This window comes from Actinophytocola sp., from assembly GCF_049647105.1.
In the GTDB taxonomy this organism is placed as follows: domain Bacteria; phylum Actinomycetota; class Actinomycetes; order Mycobacteriales; family Pseudonocardiaceae; genus Actinophytocola.
The window spans coordinates 49,893-68,261 of sequence record NZ_JBARWZ010000010.1; the positions used below are offsets into that span (position 1 = coordinate 49,893).

Sequence of the window (18,369 nt, forward strand, 5' to 3'; positions counted from 1 at the left end):
TGTGACTGCCATCGCTGTTGTCCTTGTCTCACTCGCCGGTTGCACGGTGACGCGCTCCGGTGAGGGTTCGGCCGGGAACGGTGATCCCGGTCCGTCATCGGCGGCTCCCCGCGAGTCGGCCGGGCCCGAGTTCGTGCCTGGCCCGGACAACGAGGACCCCTCGAAGGACATCGAGGGCGTCGTCATCACCGAGTACGACGCGGTGCACGCCCAGCCGGGCCAGCGCGTCGCCTACGAGAAGGCCCCGCCGGACGGCGGCAGGCACGACCAGGTGTGGGCGACCTGCAACGGTGTTGTCTACGACACCCCCGTGCGCAACGAGCACATGGTCCACGCGCTCGAGCACGGCGCCGTGTGGATCGCGTACAACGCCGACGACGTGACCGGTGACGACCTCCTGTCGCTCGCCGGCCGCGTCGAGAACCAGCCGTACCTGCTGATGTCGCCCTACCCCGGCCTCGACCAGCCGATCTCGCTGCAGGCGTGGGGCCACCAGCTCAAGCTCGACGACGCCGGTGACGAGCGGATCGACCAGTTCATCGCCGCGCTGCGGGAGAACGAGTACACGGCGCCGGAACCGGGCGCTTCGTGCGATTCGGCCGGCCAGCAGTTCGACGCGACGAACCCACCCCCGTTCGAGGATGGCCCGCCGGGCCCCGGTGCGGCTCCGGTCGGCGACAGCTGACCACCCTCGGTTGACACGCACCTGACACGGTGTCCTTACACTGGTCGGTCGGAGACCCCCTGTGATCCTGTAGTTGAGACGAGGACCGGACCGGCATGTCCAGCGGAACGAAGAGCAAGGGCGCCAGCAAGCCCAAGGGCAAGAGCAACAGCGCCAACAAGGCCCGGCGTTCCGTCGTCGGTACCGCACGCAAGCCCAAGCCGTGGGGCATGATCATCGGGATCATCGCCATCATCGCGCTGGCGGGCAGCGTGTTCACCTACGCCTTCATGGAGATCGACGAGAAGCAGCAGTGGGTCGTCTCCGACGACAACAAGGACCCGTCGGTGAACATCGAGGGCGTGGTCCGCAAGACCTACGAACCCGGCCAGCACATCAGCGGCGATCAGCGCGTCGCCTACGACCAGTCCCCGGCGTTCGGCGGCCCGCACGACAACGCGTGGGCCGAGTGCAACGGCACCGTCTACCCGAACGCGGTGCGCACCGAGAACATGGTCCACGCGCTCGAACACGGCTCGGTGTGGATCGCCTACGACCCGGAGAAGATCAAGGGCAAGGCGCTGGACACGCTGAAGGCGAAGGTCGAGGCCCAGCCGTACATGCTGATGTCGCCCTACCCCGGCCTGGACAAGCCGATCTCGTTGCAGTCGTGGGGCCACCAGCTCAAGCTGTCGGACGTCAACGACCCGCGCGTCGACCAGTTCATCAAGTCGCTGCGGCAGAACCAGTACCAGAACCCCGAGCCTGGCGGCCGTTGTGACGCGCAGGGCACCGGCTTCGACGTGACCAACCCGCCGCCGTTCGTGGCGGAACCGCCCGTCGATGGCGACCCGAAGACGGTCACCATGGACGGCAAGGGCGCGACCGACGCGGCCGACGAGGAGCAGGGCGGCGCGCAGCAGCCGGTCCCGACGGGCGAGGCCCCGCCTGCCACGGGTGCGGCCACGCCGCCACCCAGCCAGTGACGTCCGACTCTGGCGGCTCTTCATCGTCCAGCCGGACGCTCATCCTGATCGCCGCCATGGTCGTCGTGCTCCTGGTGGGCGCGGCGGGCGGCATGCTGATCAGCACCGCCAGGAACACCGACGACGCGTTCCCGACCGCCGACTCGGTCGACGTCGGGTTCGCGCAGGACATGCGGGTCCACCACCTGCAGGCGGTGACGATGGCGGGCATCGAACGGGACAACACGTCCGACCCGATCCTGCGCGGCTTCGCGTTCGACGTGGAGTCCACGCAGCTCGCGCAGTCCAGTGAGATGGCGGGCTGGCTGACCGTGTGGGGCCAGCCACAGCTGCCGGACGCGGGCGCCGCGCACATGGAGTGGATGAGCGAGGGCGGCACCCACACCCACAGCAACGGTGAGGGCGGCAAGACCACCGGCTCCGTACAGCGCATGCCAGGCATGGCGACCAGCGAGGAACTGAACAAACTGCGCAAGCTGACCGGCAAGGCGCTGGATGTCTTCTTCCTGCAACTCATGCTCCGCCACCACAAGGGCGGCCTGGAGATGGCCGAGTACGCGGCGGAACACGCGGCAAAGGGCTACGTCCGCAACATGGCGGACAAGATCGTGCAAAGCCAGGAGAACGAGGCCAACCTCATGAAGAGCTACCTGGCGGAACGCGGCGCCCAGCCACTCCCGTCGCCGTAGCGCCCTCAGCCCGCGCCCCGCAGGGCGCGATGCCCATGCCCCAAAAGACGCTTTCGGGGCATAGTTGATGTCACGAAAGCTTTTGGGACGGTCAACGCCCTGCGTCTTTCGGGACATCGCGCCAGTCCGCCACCTCTGAGGGGCTGCCCGCCATCCCAGAGACCTGCCCTTCCGGCGAGGACACCAGCGTGGATCCAGGCTCAGCGACGGCAATCCGGCAACATCACCACTGCAGTTCACGGCACGATGGCGATGCGCTGCTGGTCTCCACCTGCACGGTCGCGTGCTCCAGCTGGTAATCCCGAGCCAGCAACTCCTGAGCCGCGGCGAGAGCCGCCGACGGGTCGCAGCCCGGCCCGATGGTGACATGCGCGGAAGCGACCTCCATGCCGGAGGTCAAGGTCCACACGTGGACGTCATGCACCTCGCCGACCCCGGGCAAGGCCGCCAGCGCCGCGGTGAGCGCGTCGACGTCGACCCGTTCCGGCGCGTGCTGGAACAGGATCCGCAGCGACCGCCGGGCGAGGGTCCAGGTTCGCGGCAGCACGAACAGCCCGATCGCGACACCGAGCACCGGGTCGGCATACCGCCACCCGAACAGCAGCGTCACCAACCCGGAAACCAGTACCCCGATCGACCCGATCATGTCGGCGACGACCTCGAGGTACGCCCCACGCACGTTCAGGCTCTCCGAGGCCCCCTGCCGCAACAGCAGGAACGCCACGACGTTGGCCGCGAGGCCGAGCAGCGACACCACCACGACCGGCAGTCCAGGCACGTCCGGCGGCGACGAGAACCGCTCGATTGCTTCAAAAAGCACATATCCGGCGACGCCGAACAGCAGCACGGCGTTCGCCAGCGCCGCCAGCACCTCGGCGCGGTATAGCCCGAACGTCCGGTCGGCCGACCGGCTGACGTGCCGCGCGGCCAGGATCGCGGCGAGCGCGAGACCGAGGCCGAGCACGTCGGTGACCATGTGCGCGCCGTCGGAGAGCAGCGCCAGCGAGCCGGTGGCGATGCCGGTCACGACCTCGACCACCATGAACACCGCCGTGACGGTGAACGCGGCGGCCAGCCGGCCCGCATGCCTGCCGGAAGCGCTCGCGGGCATGCCATGCCCGTGTCCGTGGCCCATGACCACAACATATAGTCACACGTGCATGAGTTCAACTGGAACGGCGCTAGCACCGGCATCTACTGGGTGCCCTTACCGGAGGACAACTGCATGGCGACACCCGACACTGGCGAGCGCACCGGCAAAGCCTGGACCGACGCGCTGTAAACCGCTGGTGATGCCGGTGTCGCGGCTTACCCTGGCGGTGTGATCGCCTGAGGTTCACCCAAACGAGTGGTGACCGGTTCCGTATAGGTCGTCATTTGGTTATCTACCAGTCGCTCGCGCGCCACCACACCCCACACGATGATCAGTTCCTGGTGCGGCACTTCGGGCTCGCCGATTGTGGGACGTTGCCGAAGCTGCCTCCCGGGGTGGCAGTCCGAGGGAGAACCCTGTCCCGCCCCGGGTTTGATGGAGACATCGAACACCCGGAGGATCGACTGTTATGGCGGCACCACGGAAGTACCCGGACGAGCTGCGTGAGCGGGCGACGCGCCTGGCGGTCGAGGCGCGTCGGGATCCGGCGTCGGCTGGTGGGGCGATCAAGCGGATCGCCGACCAGCTCGGTGTGCACCCTGAAGCGTTGCGGACGTGGGTGAAGCAGGCCGAGACCGATGGTGGGGTGCGGGCGGGGACGACCTCGGCCGAGGCGGCCAGGATCGCTGAGTTGGAACGTGAGGTGCGTGAGCTGCGGCGGGCGAACCAGATCTTGAAGTCCGCGGCCAGTTTCTTCGCAGCGGAGCTGGACCGTCCGTCGCGATGAAGGTCGAGTTCGTCGACTCCCAGCGGGAGACCCACGGTGTCCAGCCGATCCTGGAGGCGCTCAACGACACGCCCGCCGCGATCGCACCGTCGACCTACTACGCCGCCAAGACCCGCCCCGAGTCCGCTCGTACGGCCCGGGACCGGGAACTGGCTGTGAAGATCGAGCAGGTGCACGAGGACAACTACGGCGTCTACGGGGCCAGGAAGGTGTGGGCAGAGCTGAACCGGCAAGGCGTGGAGGTGGCGCGGTGCACGGTCGAGCGACTCATGCGCGAGATCGGGCTGCGGGGCCTGGTGCGGGACAAGTCTCCGCGCACCACGCGGCCGGCGCCGGAGACCGGACGGCCGACTGACCTGGTGGAACGTGACTTCACGGCCACGCGGCCCAACGAGCTGTGGGTCGCGGACATCACCTACGTGCGCACCACTACCGGCTGGGTCTACGCGGCGTTCGTGCTCGACGTGTTCTCCCGGATGATCGTCGGCTGGCAAGTCGCCACCAGCCTCTACACCGACCTCGCCCTCGACGCGCTGCAGATGGCGATCTGGCGCCGCCACGCCGACGGCGCCGACCTCACGGGCCTGGTGCATCACAGCGACCGCGGCGTGCAGTACCGGGCCGTGCGCTACACCCAACGCCTCGACGAGGCCGACGCGGTCGCATCCGTTGGCAGCAAAGGAGATTCCTACGACAACGCCATGGCCGAAGCGTTCAACTCGTTGTACAAGGCCGAACTGGTCCGCAACAAAGGCCCCTGGCAAGGGATCGACGACCTCGAGATCGCGACCGTCGAGTACATCGACTGGTACAACAACCGACGCCTCCACGGCGAACTGGGACACCTCCCACCCACCGAGCATGAGGCACTACACGCGATGACCCACCCCGTCACCGCAACCCTGGAAACCAGATAATCCAGTCTCCACCAAACCCGGGGCTTGACAGCCGGGCAGGGTGTCGCCAGGTGAGGGTCTTGTCGTTGATCGTGCGAACCCCGGCCCCGAGGAACACGCGGTCGGCCAGGACAGCAGAGCTGGTGATGTGCGAGCCTGGCGAGCAGCGCACCTCCCGGCCGATACTTGTCGCCCGTTCCACGGTCAGGTGGTGCCCGAGCTGGGTCTCTGCGCCGACCTGCACGTTGGTCCGCAGTAGTGTGCTGTGGCCGACCAGGGCGTTGACACCGATCTGGACGTCGGCGTAAATGACTGCGCAGGAGCGAATCACAGCGCCCTCGCCGATCAACGAGTTGCCTCCAGCGCCGGGATAGACGCGGCCCACCGCGTAGCCGAGTTCGGGCTTACCCACGATCGTGTGCTCCTCGACGCGGGCCTGCGCGCCGAGCGTCACTCCGCCGTGGAGCACGGCGAAGGGGCCGATCCTCGCTCCTGCGCCGATGGTGATCGGGCGGGGCGTCCCCGTCGCGTCGGTGGGTACGAATATCGCGTAACGGCTGATCTGGGCGCTGCCCGCGACATGGAGAAGGTCGGCGCGGTCTAGCTCGGCGGCGGTCAGCTCGACAGGAGCGGCCAGTGTCGAGTCGTGTGCAGGACTGGTCATCGTGTCCTCCATCGCCGCAGCAGGGACGACAGGCTGCTTCGGCAGTCCCAGGAGACGACCCGTGAGGGCCGGGCGGCAATGAGCCTTGCAGGAGTCGGAAACGGGTTTGCGTGCTGCGCAAAGCGGCTAGCACCCGCTGTGACCAGATGGCTACGCTCAAAGGTTCCGGCCCCGAGCGAGGTATGTCGCGATGGACCCGACCAGTGGGATATGGCGAACCGAGGCGGTCAGCGCCGCTGTCGCCTCCGGCGACCTCGGCGCGATCGTGCGCGCCCTGCGCGTAGCCAATCACCTCACCCTCGCTCAGCTCGCCCAGCTGTGCGACTACTCCACGGCGACGCTGTCGCGTATGGAACGGGGGAAGCAGCCCCTCACCAACGTCCGCGTCCTTCGTCTCCTCGCCGAGGCCCTACAGATCCCGCCGCAAGTCCTGGGACTGGTCGACACGCCACCGCCAGCCGGGCAGCGACGCCGATCCACCGCTAGGGTCAGCGTCATCCAGATGCCGGACGAGGAGAGCGACCCTATGCGACGTCGCGCACTGCTGGCAGGACTGACCGGGCTGGCGGGCACCTCAATTCTGGGTGTCCCATTCGCTCTGTCAACCCGTCCGAGCGATCCGGTTCGCGCGCTCGAGGACGCCCTGCTCGCCCCACTGACCGGCGCCGGTGTTCCGGTCGATCCGCAACGTCTGCGCCAGGCAGTCGCCCACGTGCGAGCCACGTTCTACGCAGGCCGCTACGCCGAGGCAGCCGTGCAACTGCTGGACCTTCTGCCCATCGCCGCAGCCACACATGCCACCAGCGTTGCCCATGGTCAGGCCGCTGTGAAGGGACAGCTCGCCGAGTTGCACATCATCACCAGCGAACTCATGATCAAGGTCAGCAATGACCCGCTCGCCTGGACTACCGCCGACCGAGCCACCCAGGCCGCACAGGACAGCGGCGACACGCTCACCCAAGCCGCTGCCGCCCGACAATGGGCGATCGTGCTGCGTCGCGCAGGTCACGCCAGCACAGCCCAGCGCCTGGTCTTGGACACTGCCGCCGGCATGCAACCCGATCTGCGCCGAGGCCCGGATTTCTTCGCGGCCTACGGGTCCTTGCTCTCCACGGCCGCCTACACCGCGGCCGTCGACGGCGACCGGCACACCGCGCACGCGCTGATCGGCGAAGCGGCCGACGCGGCTAGGCAGGTCGGCACTGACCCCGCTACCCGATTCGCCGCATTCGACACTAACGGTGTCGGTGTGTACCGGATCAGCATCGCCCGCGTACTCGGCGACTACGGCACCGCCATTGACGCGGCTCGCCACGTGGATCCGAACACGATCCCCCTGGCCGAGCAGCGTGCTCGCTACTGGTCCAACATCGCGCGCTCGTTCCACGAGTGGGGCAAACCCGAGAAGTGCTACCGCGCATTGCTCGCTGCCGAACACGCCGCACCCGACGAAGTTCGATACCGCGCGCCCATCCAGCAGATCACCGCCAGTCTGCTGCACCATCCAACCCCCCAGGCCCTGCCTGGCCTGCACGCCTTCGCGCGTCGCATCGGCACGTCTGCGTAGTGCACGGTCGACATCGGGCTCATCGCCAAGCGAGCGACACGCGTCGCTCAGTGTGGGCACCGGGTCTCGATGTCGTGGCGCCCTGATCGAGCATCTGCCCGCCAGTTCATCGTCTGGTGCGCCGCCAGCCAGCCAGACGCAGCCTTCCCCGCCACCCGGGGAGGTCATCGGTGGATGCTGATTGGAGCAGACTGGGGATCGGAGTGAACGAGGTAGTGCTGTATTTCTCGATGACGGAACTGGTAGCCGATCCCAGCCTGGCGGATCAAGCCGACGTGGCAGCACCAGTCGAGGTACCGGCCGAGCCGCCACGGCAGAGACTGGGGCATGAACGGTCGCCTGGCGCAAAGCAGAAAGGCGACATAGCGAGTTCCAGCGAGCCCGGACGAGAGCCCTATCGCGAGCCCGAACATAACCCCGGTCATGAGCCCGATCATGAGCCCGGCCCTAGGACGCTCCGAAGTTGCCCTTCTTGTCGAACTCCGCCACCAGGAGCGCCACGGACACGCGGAAGTGGTAGTCCGACGTCGCGCCGGGAACCTGGACCACCCACGTGTCGTTGCCGACCTGGAAGACGCGCCTGCCGCGCGGTGACATCGGGTGCTCCGGCTGGTACTCCTTCGCCAGCGCGTACGCCCGCTTGCGTGCGTCGTCACGGTCCTCGCACAGGGTCACCTTCGTCAGCTGCCAGCGGTAGGAGTCCCGTCCCCAGCCGACCGTCTCCTCAAGGAGCACGTGCCAGTTCTCCATCACGAGGCTGAAAGTAGAGCAATACGCGCTCGTCGGAGGCTGGAACGGGTGATACTGCGGTTCTCACCGTCCTATCGGGAGGCACCCATGGCCAGAGCCGCGCTCGCCGGACTGCTCGTGTGCGTACTGGCGCTGGCCGGGTGCGCCGCGCTGGCCGATCTCGGACAGCTGCGTGAGGACCTCGACTCGGCGGGGTACGACGCGGCGAACATCAACCACAACACCACCAACGGTTTCACCGTGCTGAGTGTCGGGGTGTCGATGCCCGACGCGGTACCGACCGACGAGGATGCCGAGAAGGTCGCCGAGGTCGTGTGGACGAAGTACCCGGCGGACTTCGACCAGCTGAAGATCTCCATGAACGGCGAGGTCCGGCTCGACGCCTCCGCCGACGAGCTGACGAGGCGGTTCGGCGAGCGCCCCGAGAGCCTGGACGTGGTCCACGAGGGCAACGAGTCCAACGGGATGGTCGTGATCGTGGCCGTGGCCGTCGCGGCGCTGCTGGCCGGGCTGATGGTGTGGCTGTGGCATCGCGGCCGCAGGCCCCCGCCGCCGGTCGCGCCCCCGCCCGGCTACCACCAGCCGGGCGGGTACTACCAGTACCCGCCGCAGCCACCGCAGGGTTAGGTCTCCTGGACGCAGCAAAGCGCCCCCAGAACCAGGAGAGGCTCTGGGGGCGCGGGCAGTTCCGGTGTTCAGCGGGACAGGTGGTCGTCTCGCACAGCGGCGATCAACGACTGCCACGACAGTTCAAGACGAGGTCCGCTCGGGTTCTTGCTGTCGCGGACACCACCCGCGTTTCCGAGTTCGATGCACGCGTCTTTCTCGGACCGTGGCGATTTCCGCCACCTAACGGGGTCAAGAGGTACGGTCACTCCGTCATCTCCATGCTGTTGTTCGGGATGGCATCGACGATGAGCTTGGCGGTGTCGGCCGGGCTCATCGCTTCCCGGCGGAGCTGGTCCGCCGTGTCCTGGTAGGCGCGGACGTCCGCGTCTTCGACGATGAACGCCGACGATCGGTGGTTCTCCATGAACACCGTGGTCGGCAAGTCCTCGAACTCGTAGACGATGAATGAGCTGCCCGGCGTCCACACCGTGCCGACGTCGATGGCCTGCAACGTGACGTTCTTGAGGTTGGTGAGATCGCGGACATGCTCGAGCTGCGCCGTCCTGACCAGGGTGCCGCCGAACATGCCGTGAATGGCAGGCAGCCCGACCACCGCGTCCAGGCGGACGGTGGATGTGCGGCGAGTGAGGACGTCGCGGCGCGCCGTGCGGATCATCACGCGGGACTCGAGGTCGGCGCCGGTGATCGTGGTTTCGCCTGCCCTGATCAGAGCGCGCCCGTAGTCGCTGCATTGCAGCAGGCCCGGCCACCACACCAGTTGGAACTCGAAGATCCGGGAGGCGTGCCGTTCGCACTCGAGCACCGAGGCGAGCACGGGGTTGATGCCGGGAGGTCCGGCGACCAGCCAGTCTGTTTCGGCTTCCGCGCCGCGTGCGATGGACAGGATGCGGTCGCGTTCCGGTCCGGTGACGTTGATGCGGGCGAGGAACGATGCGGTGTCGGTGACGTCGGGTGCGCGTTCGCCGTCGTCGAGCCACCGGTTGACCTTCGTGTGTGAAATGTCGAGTTGGCGTGCGACTTCGCGAGCGGACATGCCGGACTCAGCGAGGGCACTTCGCAGTGCCGCCTTGAGTGCTCGAGCGCGCCAACTGGTCGCCATTGCCTCACCCTAACCGAGAGCCGTCACGGACAGACATCGGGAATTCCTTGCGTTCTCGCCTTGCGTAACTGGCACGTTCCACTCACACTTGGAACGTGCCAGTCATTATCGGATGTTCCACACACGATACCTCTGGGAAGGCGGGGCATGACGGAGCCGTGGAAGCAGGAGCAGACGTGCAAGGACGTGTTCGAGCGGCCTGCGATGTCGAGGGTGTTTCTCACGGACAACCATCGGATCGGCGTTCTCAACCCGCCTGGTGACGTCGCCACCTACAGCACCGCTGAGGCGCAGGCGTTGCAGCAGACACTTTGGAACGCGGTGCTTGAGGCGATACGCAGGGGCGCCGAGTAATGCCTTCCTGGCTGCTTCCTTGGCTGTGTGTTGCCGCCGCGTTCGTCGTGCTCGGCGGGCTGGTGTGGCTGGGCACAAGGAGGCAGCCATGACACCAGAGCAGGCCGGATGGGCTGTCTTCACCTGTCTTGTGATCTTCGGCGGCGAGTGCGTGTTGCTGCTCCAGCGGGCAGTGGAACGGGACACAACCCGCTTCCACCGCGATCTTGAAGAGAGTCTTCGGAGTCTCGGCCGTGTCGTCCCCGGCGACTCCGAAGTGGGCAGCGCTGCACCTCCCCCACGCGCGCTGCCCCCACGGGCCGGGGGTGATGTCGGCGACCGCGTCGTACCCGCCACATCACCCCCGGCCCCGTATGCCATGACGGGCGCGGCTGACCCCCGACCTGCCGCGCCCGTCACGCCCGCCAACGGAGGCATGTGATGGGCAGACACTCCGACCCTGCCTGGCCTGGTGACCTGCTGTGGCGGCAGTCGCCGTGGGACCACTTCGTCCATGCGCACCGCGAGTTAGGGGAGGTGTCGTCGGAGGCGGTCTGCGGACATTGCGCGCCGACGTCACGGTTGATCGACCCGTTGCCGGGAGCGAAGCGGTGCCTCGCCTGCCTGCTGATCCACGGCGGGGACCTCGCCGACCAGCACGGGGAGCGGTACCGGTGGACCTGAAGATATCGCGCGACGACGCGACCAAAAGAAGGAAGGACGTGCAGATGAAGCCGGGCGACAAGGAACGGCTGGAGACACTGCGCATGCTCGCGTTGGACTCGGCCAAGAACGGCGACACCAAGCAGGCGAAGAATGTCATGGAGCTGGGGAAGGCCATGGAGAAGCAGATCAAGGACGAGGAACAGCGGGGCCAGTGACCGCCGCGTGGCGGCCCGCGCCGTTCGTCCCTGTCACCACGGTCAGCGGTGACAGGAACAGCACGAGCCGCCGCAGGGTTAGTTCGCCTGGACGCAGCAAAGCAGTTCAGGTGTTCAGCGGGACAGGCGGTCGTCTCGCACGGCGGCGATCAACGACTGCCATGGCAGATCGAGGTGAGGGCCGCCCGGGTTCTTGCTGTCGCGGACAGTCCCGGTGTTGCTGAGTTCGATGCACGCGCCCTGCTGCTCGGAACGCGTCGACTTGCGCCACGTCGTGGTGTCCTGAGATACGGTCAAGATGTCGTCTCCAAGCTGTTGTTCGGGATGGCATCAGCGATGAGCTTGGCGTTGTCGGCCGGGCTCGTCGCCTCCCGGCGGATGGTCTCCGCCGTGGTCTTGTAGTCAGCCACACATCCGCTTCATCCATGAGGATCACACCGCTGCGGTGGTGCTTGAGGTGGACGGTCGCGGGCAGGTGGTGGCGAGGGTCTGGATCTCCCTGCACTATCCGTCTACTTCACGCCTGTCTTCGCCCCACATGGTGTGGAACGTGCCGTCCTTGTCGACGCGCCGGTAGGTGTGCGCGCCGAAGAAGTCGCGCAGGCCCTGGATCAGCGAGGCGGGCAGCCGCTCGGTGCGCAGGCCGTCGTAGTACGCGAGCGACGAGGAGAAGGCGGGCGTCGGGATGCCAGCCTGCGCCGCGTGCACGACGACCCGCCGCCACGACTCCTGGCCCTCCGCGACCGCGTCCCGGAAGTACGGCGCTACCAGCAACGACTCCGGCCGCGCGTCGGCGTACGCCTCCTTGATGCGGTCGAGGAACCGGGCGCGGATGATGCAGCCGCCGCGCCAGATCGTGGCCATCGCGCCGAGGTCGATGTCCCAGTCGTACTCCGCGCTCGCGGCGGCCATCTGGTCGTAGCCCTGCGCGTACGCGACGACCTTCGACGCGTACAGCGCCTTGCGGACGTCGTCGACGAACGTCTCGCGGTCGGCACGAGGCACCGAACCGGGGCCGGGCAGTGCCTTCTGCGCCGCGACGCGCTGCTCGGGGTGCGCGGACAGGGCCCGCGCGAACGTGGCCTCCGCGATGCCGGTCACCGGCACCCCCAGGTCGAGCGCGGTCTGCACGGTCCAGCGACCGGTGCCCTTCTGCTCGGCCTGGTCGACGATGACGTCGACGAACGCGTTGCCGGTCGCGGCGTCGACGTGGCCGAGGACCTCCGCGGTGATCTCGATGAGGAACGACTCCAGGTCACCGGAGTTCCACTCGGCGAAGATCTCCGCCAGTTCCTTCGGCGACGCGCCGAGACCGTCGCGCAGCAGGTGGTACGCCTCGGCGATGAGCTGCATGTCGGCGTACTCGATGCCGTTGTGCACCATCTTGACGAAGTGACCCGCACCGTCCGGGCCGACGTGCGTGCAGCAGGGGGTGCCGTCGACCTGCGCGGCGATCTTCTCGAACATCGGGCCGAGCGTCGCGTAGGACTCCTTCGAGCCGCCGGGCATGATGCTCGGCCCGAGCAGCGCACCCTCCTCGCCACCCGAGACGCCGGCGCCGACGAAGTGCAGGCCGTGCTCGCGCAGCTCGGCCTCGCGCCGCCGCGTGTCGGCGAAGTGTGCGTTGCCGCAGTCGATGACGATGTCACCCACGTCGAGGAGCGGGATCAGCTCCTCGATCACCGCGTCGGTCGGCGCACCAGCCTTGACCATGATCACGATGCGCCGCGGCCGCTCCAGCGCGGCCACGAAGTCCGCGACCGACTCGGCCGGCACGAAGACTCCCTCGTCACCGTGCTCCTCGACGAGCGAGCGGGTGCGGGCAGGCGTGCGGTTGTGCAGCGCGACGGAAAAGCCGTTCCGCGCGAGGTTGCGGGCCAGGTTGCGGCCCATGACCGCAAGCCCGGTGACACCGATCTGTGCCTGATTTGCCATGTGCACACTCTGCCCGAGGACGCCGCGTGACGCATCACTCCTCGTCGGGGCGGTCCAGCTCCTCCTCGAGGATCTGGTCGATCTTGCCGGCGGCCCCGCGCAGCGCGCGAACAGCGTAGAAGACGAGTACGACGAGTACCGCGGCACCGATCGTGATGGTCAGTGCGACCATGGGGTCATTCCACCGTTTCCGTTGTGCCGCCCACGGAATGCGAACCATACTCGACCACAATGGCCTGTGTGCGGTTTGCGAGTCGCCGGATTTCGTCTCCTGTCGACACTGAGCAACCGAGACACGTGACGACGCCGGTGTGATCCGGGCCGGACGCGAAATGTCCTGGCCGCCGCCGATGTTGTGCGTGGCATGCTGGAGTCGGACGTGGTGGTGATCGGGGCCGGGCAGGCGGGGCTGTCCAGCGCGTACTTCCTGCGGCGCGCCGGGATGGACTTCGTCGTGCTGGACGCGAACCCCGCGCCGGGTGGCGCGTGGCAGCACCGCTGGCCGACGCTGCGGATGGCGACCGTGCACGGCATCTTCGACCTGCCCGGCATGCGGTTCACCCCGCCGGCACCCGGCGAGCGGGCGGCGACCGCCGTGCCCGCGTACTTCGCCGCCTACGAACGGAACCACGACCTCGACGTGCGTCGGCCGGTGACCGTGTCCTCGGTGCGCGACCTGGGGCAACGCCTCGAAGTGGCTACCTCCGACGGCGGTGTCGCGGCCCGCGCGGTGATCAACGCGACCGGCACCTGGACGCGACCGTTCTGGCCGCACTACCCCGGCCGGTTCGACGGCATCGCGCTCCACACCGCCGACTACCGCGGCCCTGACGAGTTCGCGGGCAAGCGGGTGCTGGTCGTGGGCGGCGGCACGTCCTCGGTGCAGCTGCAGCTGGAACTGGCCGAGGTCGCCGAGACGTTCTGGGTCACCCGCAAGCCGCCGCGGTTCCGCACCGGGCCGTTCACCCACGAGTACGGCCGGGAGATCATCGCCCGCGTCGACGAACGCGTCCGGGCCGGGCTGCCGCCGGAGAGCGTGGTCGCCGCGACCGAGCTGTCGCTGACCCCGGAGGTCGTGGCGGCACAGGGGAAAGGCCTGCTGAAACGGCGTCCCATGTTCGATCGGCTGGTGCCGGGCGGGGTGGCGTGGTCGGACGGCACGACGCTGGCCGTCGACGTGATCCTGTGGTGCACGGGCTGGCGCGCCGCCCTCGACCACCTGGCCCCGCTGAACCTGCGCGGACCCGGCGGCGGCATCGTCATGGACGGCACGCGGGTGGTCGCCGACCCGCGCCTGCACCTGGTGGGCTACGGCCCGTCGGCCAGCACGGTCGGCGCGAACCGGGCCGGGCGTGCCGCGGTCCGGGAGATCCGGCAGCTGCTCGGCATTCCGGCCGCGGTCGCCTGACACCCGGGTACTCACCCGATCGTGGATCGCAGGAGAATGGGCGAGCAGGTCCTCCAGTGTCTGGTTTGCTGGGACGCTACCGACACGTTGATCCCGGGGAGGCGGACCAGTTGCCCACCGCGACGAACCGGTGCCCGTGCGGGACACCGCTCCCCTACGACGAGTGCTGTGGCCGCGTGCACTCCGGCGCCGTGACCGCGCCGACCGCGGAAGCGCTGATGCGGTCCCGCTACAGCGCCTTCGCGACCGGCAACGCCGGTTACCTGCTGCACAGCTGGCACCCGGACACCCGGCCCGGCACCGTCAACCTCGACCCCGCGCAGCGCTGGGTGCGACTGGAGATCGTCGGCACCACCGGCGGCGGACTGCTGCACGCCGAGGGCACCGTCGAGTTCCGCGCGCACTACCGGCACTCCACGCACACCGGGGTGCTGCACGAGCTGAGCCGGTTCACGAAGTCCGGCGGCCGCTGGGTCTACCTGGACGGCGTTGACGGGGACACCACGCGGCCCAGGTAGCCGTAGTCCACCAGCCACAGCACGCTCAGCCGGTCGGGCGAGCCGGGCACGAACGTGCCCGACAGCTGGAACCGCAGCCCGCCGCCGGACTGGAAGAACCAGGGCGCGACCAGCCCCGCCCACACGTCGAACGGCCGCAGCACCACGTACCGGAAGTAGTTGCAGCCCTCGGCCGGGATGCCGACGAGGTCCGACGGCGGGATCGACCGCTTGGTGTACGGCAACCCGGCCGGGGCGAGGAACCCGCCGTACTCGCTGCCGTACCGGTCGATCAGCCGGCCGCGATCCAGCCTCTGCTCCCACTTCACCGGTTCGCCGTCCTGCCCGATGGCGTACCCGTCGCCGGGTGGGTAGTGCCAGCCGCCCTCGACCTCGTCGTAGAAGCGGCTCAGGAACATGTCCACTGGGCGGTGTCCGGTGCGGCTGTACCTGGACAACTGGGCTGCGACATGCCCGAATCTCGGCAGCTTCTCCGGACCGAGGCGGGTGTCCCCCTCGTAGGGCTCCGCCGAGCACTCGGTGAGGGAGCGCGGGGCGGCCTGCGCGGGCGGCGCGAGGCCGAAAGTCACCAGCAGCAAGCCCGCGACCAGCGCGGCGATCCGTTTCATGTACCCCGACGCTGCCACGTGACCAGGTGGCGGCGGAACGGTCGCCACCCGATCGAGTCGGGAATCGCACCCGGTGGTGCGAGTGGTGTCACGCACAAGAATCGGGGTACCCCGGCTTGGTGGCCGACCCCATCACCGACGAGCGAATCGCATCCGTACTGCGGACGTTCGTCCGCGGGTGTGAGCCCGTGCTGCCGCGACTGCGGGACATCGACGCCGACGTCGCGCCCGACGACCCCGAGGTCGACCAGAACCTGCTGCGCAAGGTGCGGGGGCGGCTCGTCGAGGTGCGGTGGCCGGGGTCCGCGTCCTGGGCGCGCATGGACGTCGAGCAGCGCGTGTACTGGTGGGTGAACAGGGTCGGCAAGCTCACCGCGCTCGCCGCGTCGGTCACGGGGCTCGCGGGCGCGCTGGGCGACCGGCTGCCGTTGCAGGCCGTGCTCGGCACGGCAGGGCAGGGCATGCTGTTGTGCGCCATCGCTGGTGAGCACGGTGTCGAGGACCGCGCGACCCGGGTGCGGCTGCTGGCCGCGATCCTGTTCGAGCGCGATCTGGACCCGGCAGTCGCGGCCGGTGACGGCGTTGACGATCCCGAGACGGCGCCGGAACCACCCGAGGGCCGCCGCGTCGGGCTGAAGCCCGCGGCGAAGTGGTTCTGGCGGCAGGGAAGGCTGCTGCTCGCGGTGCAGGACGAGCTGGACAAGCGGCCGCACGGCCGGTTCTATCACCGCGCGCTGAGCATGGTGCCGGTCGTCGGGCTCGCCGGTGACTACCTCGGTGAGCGCTCGGGGCTCAAGCGTGCCGCGAAAGCGGCGGACCACTGGCTGCGCTCGGCGGGTTTCGATCCGAATCGCGTGTAATGGGTGGCAAATAATTGGTAATGCGCGGGGCAATTGACCTGATCTAGTGACAGTTACCGGTCACCTGCCATTAAAGACACCAATTGGGTTACGAACACCCGCCGTTTCTTTGCCAGGGGAAATCGTCACGGGAACATGAGGTGCATGCGGAGCATGCAATTCATCGCCGGGGAATGGCGCACCGGTTCGATGGACAAGGTTCTGGTGGACCGCAACCCGTTCGACGGATCGACCATCGCGGAGTTCAACTGCGCGAGCGTCGAGGACCTCGACGAGGCCTACCAGGCCGCGAAGCGCGCCAAGTCCGTGTGGGACGGGGTGAACCCCTACGCCAAGCGGGCTGTGTTCGAGCGGGCGGTCCGGTACGTCGAGGACCACACCGCGGAGATCGTCGAGATCATCATCGACGAGCTCGGAGGAACCCGGCTGAAGGCATACTTCGAGATCGGCCTCGTGCTCGACATGCTCAAGGAGGCCGCGACTTTCCCGCTGCGCATGGAGGGCCGGATCCTGCCGTCCCCCATTGACGACAAGGAGAACCGGGTCTACCGGGAGCCGGTCGGTGTCGTCGGGGTCATCAGCCCCTTCAACTTCCCGTTCTTCCTCGGCATGAAATCCGTCGCCCCGGCGCTCGGCGCGGGCAACGGCGTCGTGCTCAAACCGCACGAGGACACCCCGATCGTCGGCGGCACGCTCATCGGCGAGATCTTCGAGGCCGCCGGCCTGCCATCGGGCCTGCTGAACGTCGTGATCACCGAGATCCCCGCGATCGGTGACGCGTTCGTCGAGCACCCGGTGCCACGCGTCATCTCGTTCACCGGTTCGGCCGCGGTCGGCAGGCACGTCGCCGAGGTGGCGGTCCGCAACTTCAAGAAGCCGCTGCTGGAGCTGGGCGGCAACAGCGCGCTGATCGTGCTGCCGGACGCCGATCTCGACCTCGCGGTGGACGCGGCCGTGTTCAGCCGCTTCACGCACCAGGGCCAGATCTGCATGGCGGCCAACCGGGTGCTCGTGCACCGCGACGTGTTCGACGAGTTCGCGGAGCGGTTCGTGGCGAAGGCGGCGTCGCTGACCGTCGGCGACCCGCGCGACGAGGCCACGATCGTCGGCCCGCTCATCAACCAGCGCCAGGCCGACAACCTGGCCGCGCTGGTCGAGCAGGGCATCGACGATGGCGCGCGGCCGCTGCTGCGCGGCGAGGTGAACGGCACGCTGTTCCACCCGACCGTGCTGACCGACGTGACCACGGACATGTCGGTGATGCAGGAGGAGCTGTTCGGCCCGGTGGCGTGCCTGGTGCCGTTCGACACCGAGGACGAGGCGGTCCACATCGCCAACGACACCCGGTTCGGGCTGTCGGGCGCGATCCACACCCGCGACCTCGACCACGGCGTCGAGCTGGCGAAACGCATCCACACCGGCATGATCCACGTCAACGACGCGACCATCCACGACGAGACGATCGTGCCGTTCGGCGGCGAGAAGCAGTCCGGCCTCGGCCGCCTCAACGGCGACTGGAGCCTGGAGGAGTTCACGACGCTGAAGTGGATCTCGGTCAACCGGGGCCGCCGCCAGTTCCCGTACTGACGCAGAATGGCGGCATGGTTCTGCGTTATGCCGCCTTCACCACGGATCCGGCGACGGGCAACCCGGCCGGTGTCGTACTCGACGCCGCCGGGTTGTCCGACAGCGACATGCAACGGATCGCCGCGGAGGTGGACTATTCGGAAACAGCGTTCGTCTGCGGCGGTTCCGGCCCGCATTACACCGTTCGGTACTTCAGCCCGCTGGCGGAGGTCCCGTTCTGCGGCCACGCCACGATCGCGACGGCGGTCGCGCTCGCCGATCGGGACGGTCCGGGTGATCTGGTGCCCCGTCCAGGCGGATACGGCACGATTCTCGACGGCCCCGCCGCCCGCTGGCCGCGTTGCCGAAAGGCCCAAGTACAACCCGGTACGAGGACCTTTCGGCGCCTTGCCAGCGAACACCGGGATCCGCCGA

Annotated in this window: 22 protein-coding genes and 1 pseudogene; 14 read left to right on the forward strand and 9 right to left on the reverse strand. The window is 68.3% G+C overall.

Features of this window, described 5'->3' with window-relative positions; genetic code table 11:
* The first annotated feature begins 46 nt into the window (after positions 1-46).
* From WBA97_RS01060 to WBA97_RS01070, 3 genes are all read left to right on the forward strand, one after another.
* A complete protein-coding gene (locus WBA97_RS01060) occupies positions 47-685 on the forward strand; it encodes a DUF3105 domain-containing protein (RefSeq protein ID WP_424228714.1) in 639 nt (212 codons plus the stop codon).
* Between the two features lie 95 nt (positions 686-780).
* A complete protein-coding gene (locus tag WBA97_RS01065) occupies positions 781-1,650 on the forward strand; it encodes a DUF3105 domain-containing protein (RefSeq protein WP_424228715.1) in 870 nt (289 codons plus the stop codon).
* A gap of 56 nt (positions 1,651-1,706) precedes the next feature.
* Positions 1,707-2,339 carry a DUF305 domain-containing protein gene (locus tag WBA97_RS01070; RefSeq protein ID WP_424228716.1) on the forward strand — a complete coding sequence of 211 codons (633 nt, stop codon included), beginning with the start codon at positions 1,707-1,709 and terminating at the stop codon, positions 2,337-2,339.
* Positions 2,340-2,562: 223 nt separating this feature from the next.
* On the opposite strand, the gene WBA97_RS01075 is transcribed toward WBA97_RS01070, so the two are convergent.
* On the reverse strand, positions 2,563-3,474 hold the full coding sequence (locus WBA97_RS01075) for a cation diffusion facilitator family transporter (RefSeq protein WP_424228717.1): 912 nt from the start codon (positions 3,472-3,474) through the stop codon (positions 2,563-2,565).
* 427 nt (positions 3,475-3,901) lie between these two features.
* On the opposite strand from WBA97_RS01075, the pseudogene WBA97_RS01080 reads away from it, so the two are divergent.
* Positions 3,902-5,136, forward strand: a pseudogene (locus WBA97_RS01080) (IS3 family transposase).
* Here the strand turns inward: WBA97_RS01080 and WBA97_RS01085 are convergent.
* Positions 5,111-5,779, reverse strand: a complete 669-nt coding sequence (locus tag WBA97_RS01085; RefSeq protein ID WP_424228718.1) for a hypothetical protein — start codon at positions 5,777-5,779, stop codon at positions 5,111-5,113. The pseudogene WBA97_RS01080 and the gene WBA97_RS01085 overlap by 26 nt on opposite strands.
* A 190-nt stretch (positions 5,780-5,969) precedes the next feature.
* On the opposite strand from WBA97_RS01085, the gene WBA97_RS01090 reads away from it, so the two are divergent.
* Positions 5,970-7,346: a helix-turn-helix domain-containing protein gene (locus tag WBA97_RS01090; RefSeq protein ID WP_424228719.1), complete on the forward strand. Its 1,377-nt coding sequence runs from the start codon at positions 5,970-5,972 to the stop codon at positions 7,344-7,346.
* Positions 7,347-7,793: 447 nt separating this feature from the next.
* Here the strand turns inward: WBA97_RS01090 and WBA97_RS01095 are convergent, their stop codons facing one another.
* Positions 7,794-8,099, reverse strand: coding sequence for a hypothetical protein (locus WBA97_RS01095; protein ID WP_424228720.1), 306 nt, complete (start codon positions 8,097-8,099; stop codon positions 7,794-7,796).
* 84 nt (positions 8,100-8,183) lie between these two features.
* Between WBA97_RS01095 and WBA97_RS01100 the strand changes: the two genes are divergently transcribed.
* On the forward strand, positions 8,184-8,723 hold the full coding sequence (locus WBA97_RS01100; protein ID WP_424228721.1) for a hypothetical protein: 540 nt from the start codon (positions 8,184-8,186) through the stop codon (positions 8,721-8,723).
* A gap of 68 nt (positions 8,724-8,791) precedes the next feature.
* Here the strand turns inward: WBA97_RS01100 and WBA97_RS01105 are convergent, their stop codons facing one another.
* Positions 8,792-8,971, reverse strand: coding sequence for a DUF397 domain-containing protein (locus WBA97_RS01105; protein WP_424228722.1), 180 nt, complete (start codon positions 8,969-8,971; stop codon positions 8,792-8,794).
* Positions 8,968-9,759, reverse strand: a complete 792-nt coding sequence (locus WBA97_RS01110; protein WP_424228723.1) for a DUF5753 domain-containing protein — start codon at positions 9,757-9,759, stop codon at positions 8,968-8,970. Before WBA97_RS01110 ends, WBA97_RS01105 begins: the two co-directional genes overlap by 4 nt.
* A gap of 213 nt (positions 9,760-9,972) precedes the next feature.
* On the opposite strand from WBA97_RS01110, the gene WBA97_RS01115 reads away from it, so the two are divergent.
* The 3 genes from WBA97_RS01115 (at position 9,973) to WBA97_RS01125 (ending at position 11,039) form a co-directional block, all read left to right on the forward strand.
* Positions 9,973-10,179 (forward strand): hypothetical protein, encoded by a 207-nt coding sequence (locus WBA97_RS01115; protein WP_424228724.1) that lies wholly within the window; start codon positions 9,973-9,975, stop codon positions 10,177-10,179.
* 420 nt (positions 10,180-10,599) lie between these two features.
* A complete protein-coding gene (locus WBA97_RS01120) occupies positions 10,600-10,842 on the forward strand; it encodes a hypothetical protein (protein ID WP_424228725.1) in 243 nt (80 codons plus the stop codon).
* Complete coding sequence (locus WBA97_RS01125) at positions 10,833-11,039, forward strand: hypothetical protein (RefSeq protein WP_424228726.1); 207 nt, start codon at positions 10,833-10,835, stop codon at positions 11,037-11,039. Before WBA97_RS01120 ends, WBA97_RS01125 begins: the two co-directional genes overlap by 10 nt.
* 114 nt (positions 11,040-11,153) lie before the next feature.
* Here the strand turns inward: WBA97_RS01125 and WBA97_RS01130 are convergent, their stop codons facing one another.
* The 3 genes from WBA97_RS01130 to WBA97_RS01140 all read right to left on the reverse strand — a co-directional run bounded on the left by WBA97_RS01130 (position 11,154) and on the right by WBA97_RS01140 (position 13,146).
* The gene (locus WBA97_RS01130; protein ID WP_424228727.1) at positions 11,154-11,336 is read right to left on the reverse strand and encodes a DUF397 domain-containing protein; all 183 of its coding nucleotides are present in this window, start codon (positions 11,334-11,336) and stop codon (positions 11,154-11,156) included.
* 207 nt (positions 11,337-11,543) lie between these two features.
* Positions 11,544-12,974, reverse strand: coding sequence for an NADP-dependent phosphogluconate dehydrogenase (gndA, locus tag WBA97_RS01135; RefSeq protein ID WP_424228728.1), 1,431 nt, complete (start codon positions 12,972-12,974; stop codon positions 11,544-11,546).
* Positions 12,975-13,008: 34 nt separating this feature from the next.
* A complete protein-coding gene (locus tag WBA97_RS01140) occupies positions 13,009-13,146 on the reverse strand; it encodes a hypothetical protein (protein WP_424228729.1) in 138 nt (45 codons plus the stop codon).
* A gap of 192 nt (positions 13,147-13,338) precedes the next feature.
* On the opposite strand from WBA97_RS01140, the gene WBA97_RS01145 reads away from it, so the two are divergent.
* Positions 13,339-14,382 carry a flavin-containing monooxygenase gene (locus WBA97_RS01145; RefSeq protein ID WP_424228730.1) on the forward strand — a complete coding sequence of 348 codons (1,044 nt, stop codon included), beginning with the start codon at positions 13,339-13,341 and terminating at the stop codon, positions 14,380-14,382.
* Positions 14,383-14,492: 110 nt separating this feature from the next.
* Positions 14,493-14,900 carry a YchJ family protein gene (locus WBA97_RS01150; protein WP_424228731.1) on the forward strand — a complete coding sequence of 136 codons (408 nt, stop codon included), beginning with the start codon at positions 14,493-14,495 and terminating at the stop codon, positions 14,898-14,900.
* On the opposite strand, the gene WBA97_RS01155 is transcribed toward WBA97_RS01150, so the two are convergent.
* A complete protein-coding gene (locus WBA97_RS01155) occupies positions 14,858-15,508 on the reverse strand; it encodes a TNT domain-containing protein (protein ID WP_424228732.1) in 651 nt (216 codons plus the stop codon). The genes WBA97_RS01150 and WBA97_RS01155 overlap by 43 nt on opposite strands.
* 119 nt (positions 15,509-15,627) lie before the next feature.
* Here WBA97_RS01155 and WBA97_RS01160 point away from each other — a divergent pair, with 119 nt between their 5' ends.
* From WBA97_RS01160 to WBA97_RS01170, 3 genes are all read left to right on the forward strand, one after another.
* On the forward strand, positions 15,628-16,368 hold the full coding sequence (locus tag WBA97_RS01160; protein WP_424228733.1) for a hypothetical protein: 741 nt from the start codon (positions 15,628-15,630) through the stop codon (positions 16,366-16,368).
* Between the two features lie 144 nt (positions 16,369-16,512).
* Entirely contained in the window at positions 16,513-17,955 is a 1,443-nt protein-coding gene (locus WBA97_RS01165; RefSeq protein ID WP_424228734.1) for an aldehyde dehydrogenase family protein, read from the forward strand.
* Positions 17,956-17,969: 14 nt separating this feature from the next.
* Positions 17,970-18,369: PhzF family phenazine biosynthesis protein (locus WBA97_RS01170; protein ID WP_424228737.1), on the forward strand; the 400-nt coding region annotated here is incomplete at its 3' end.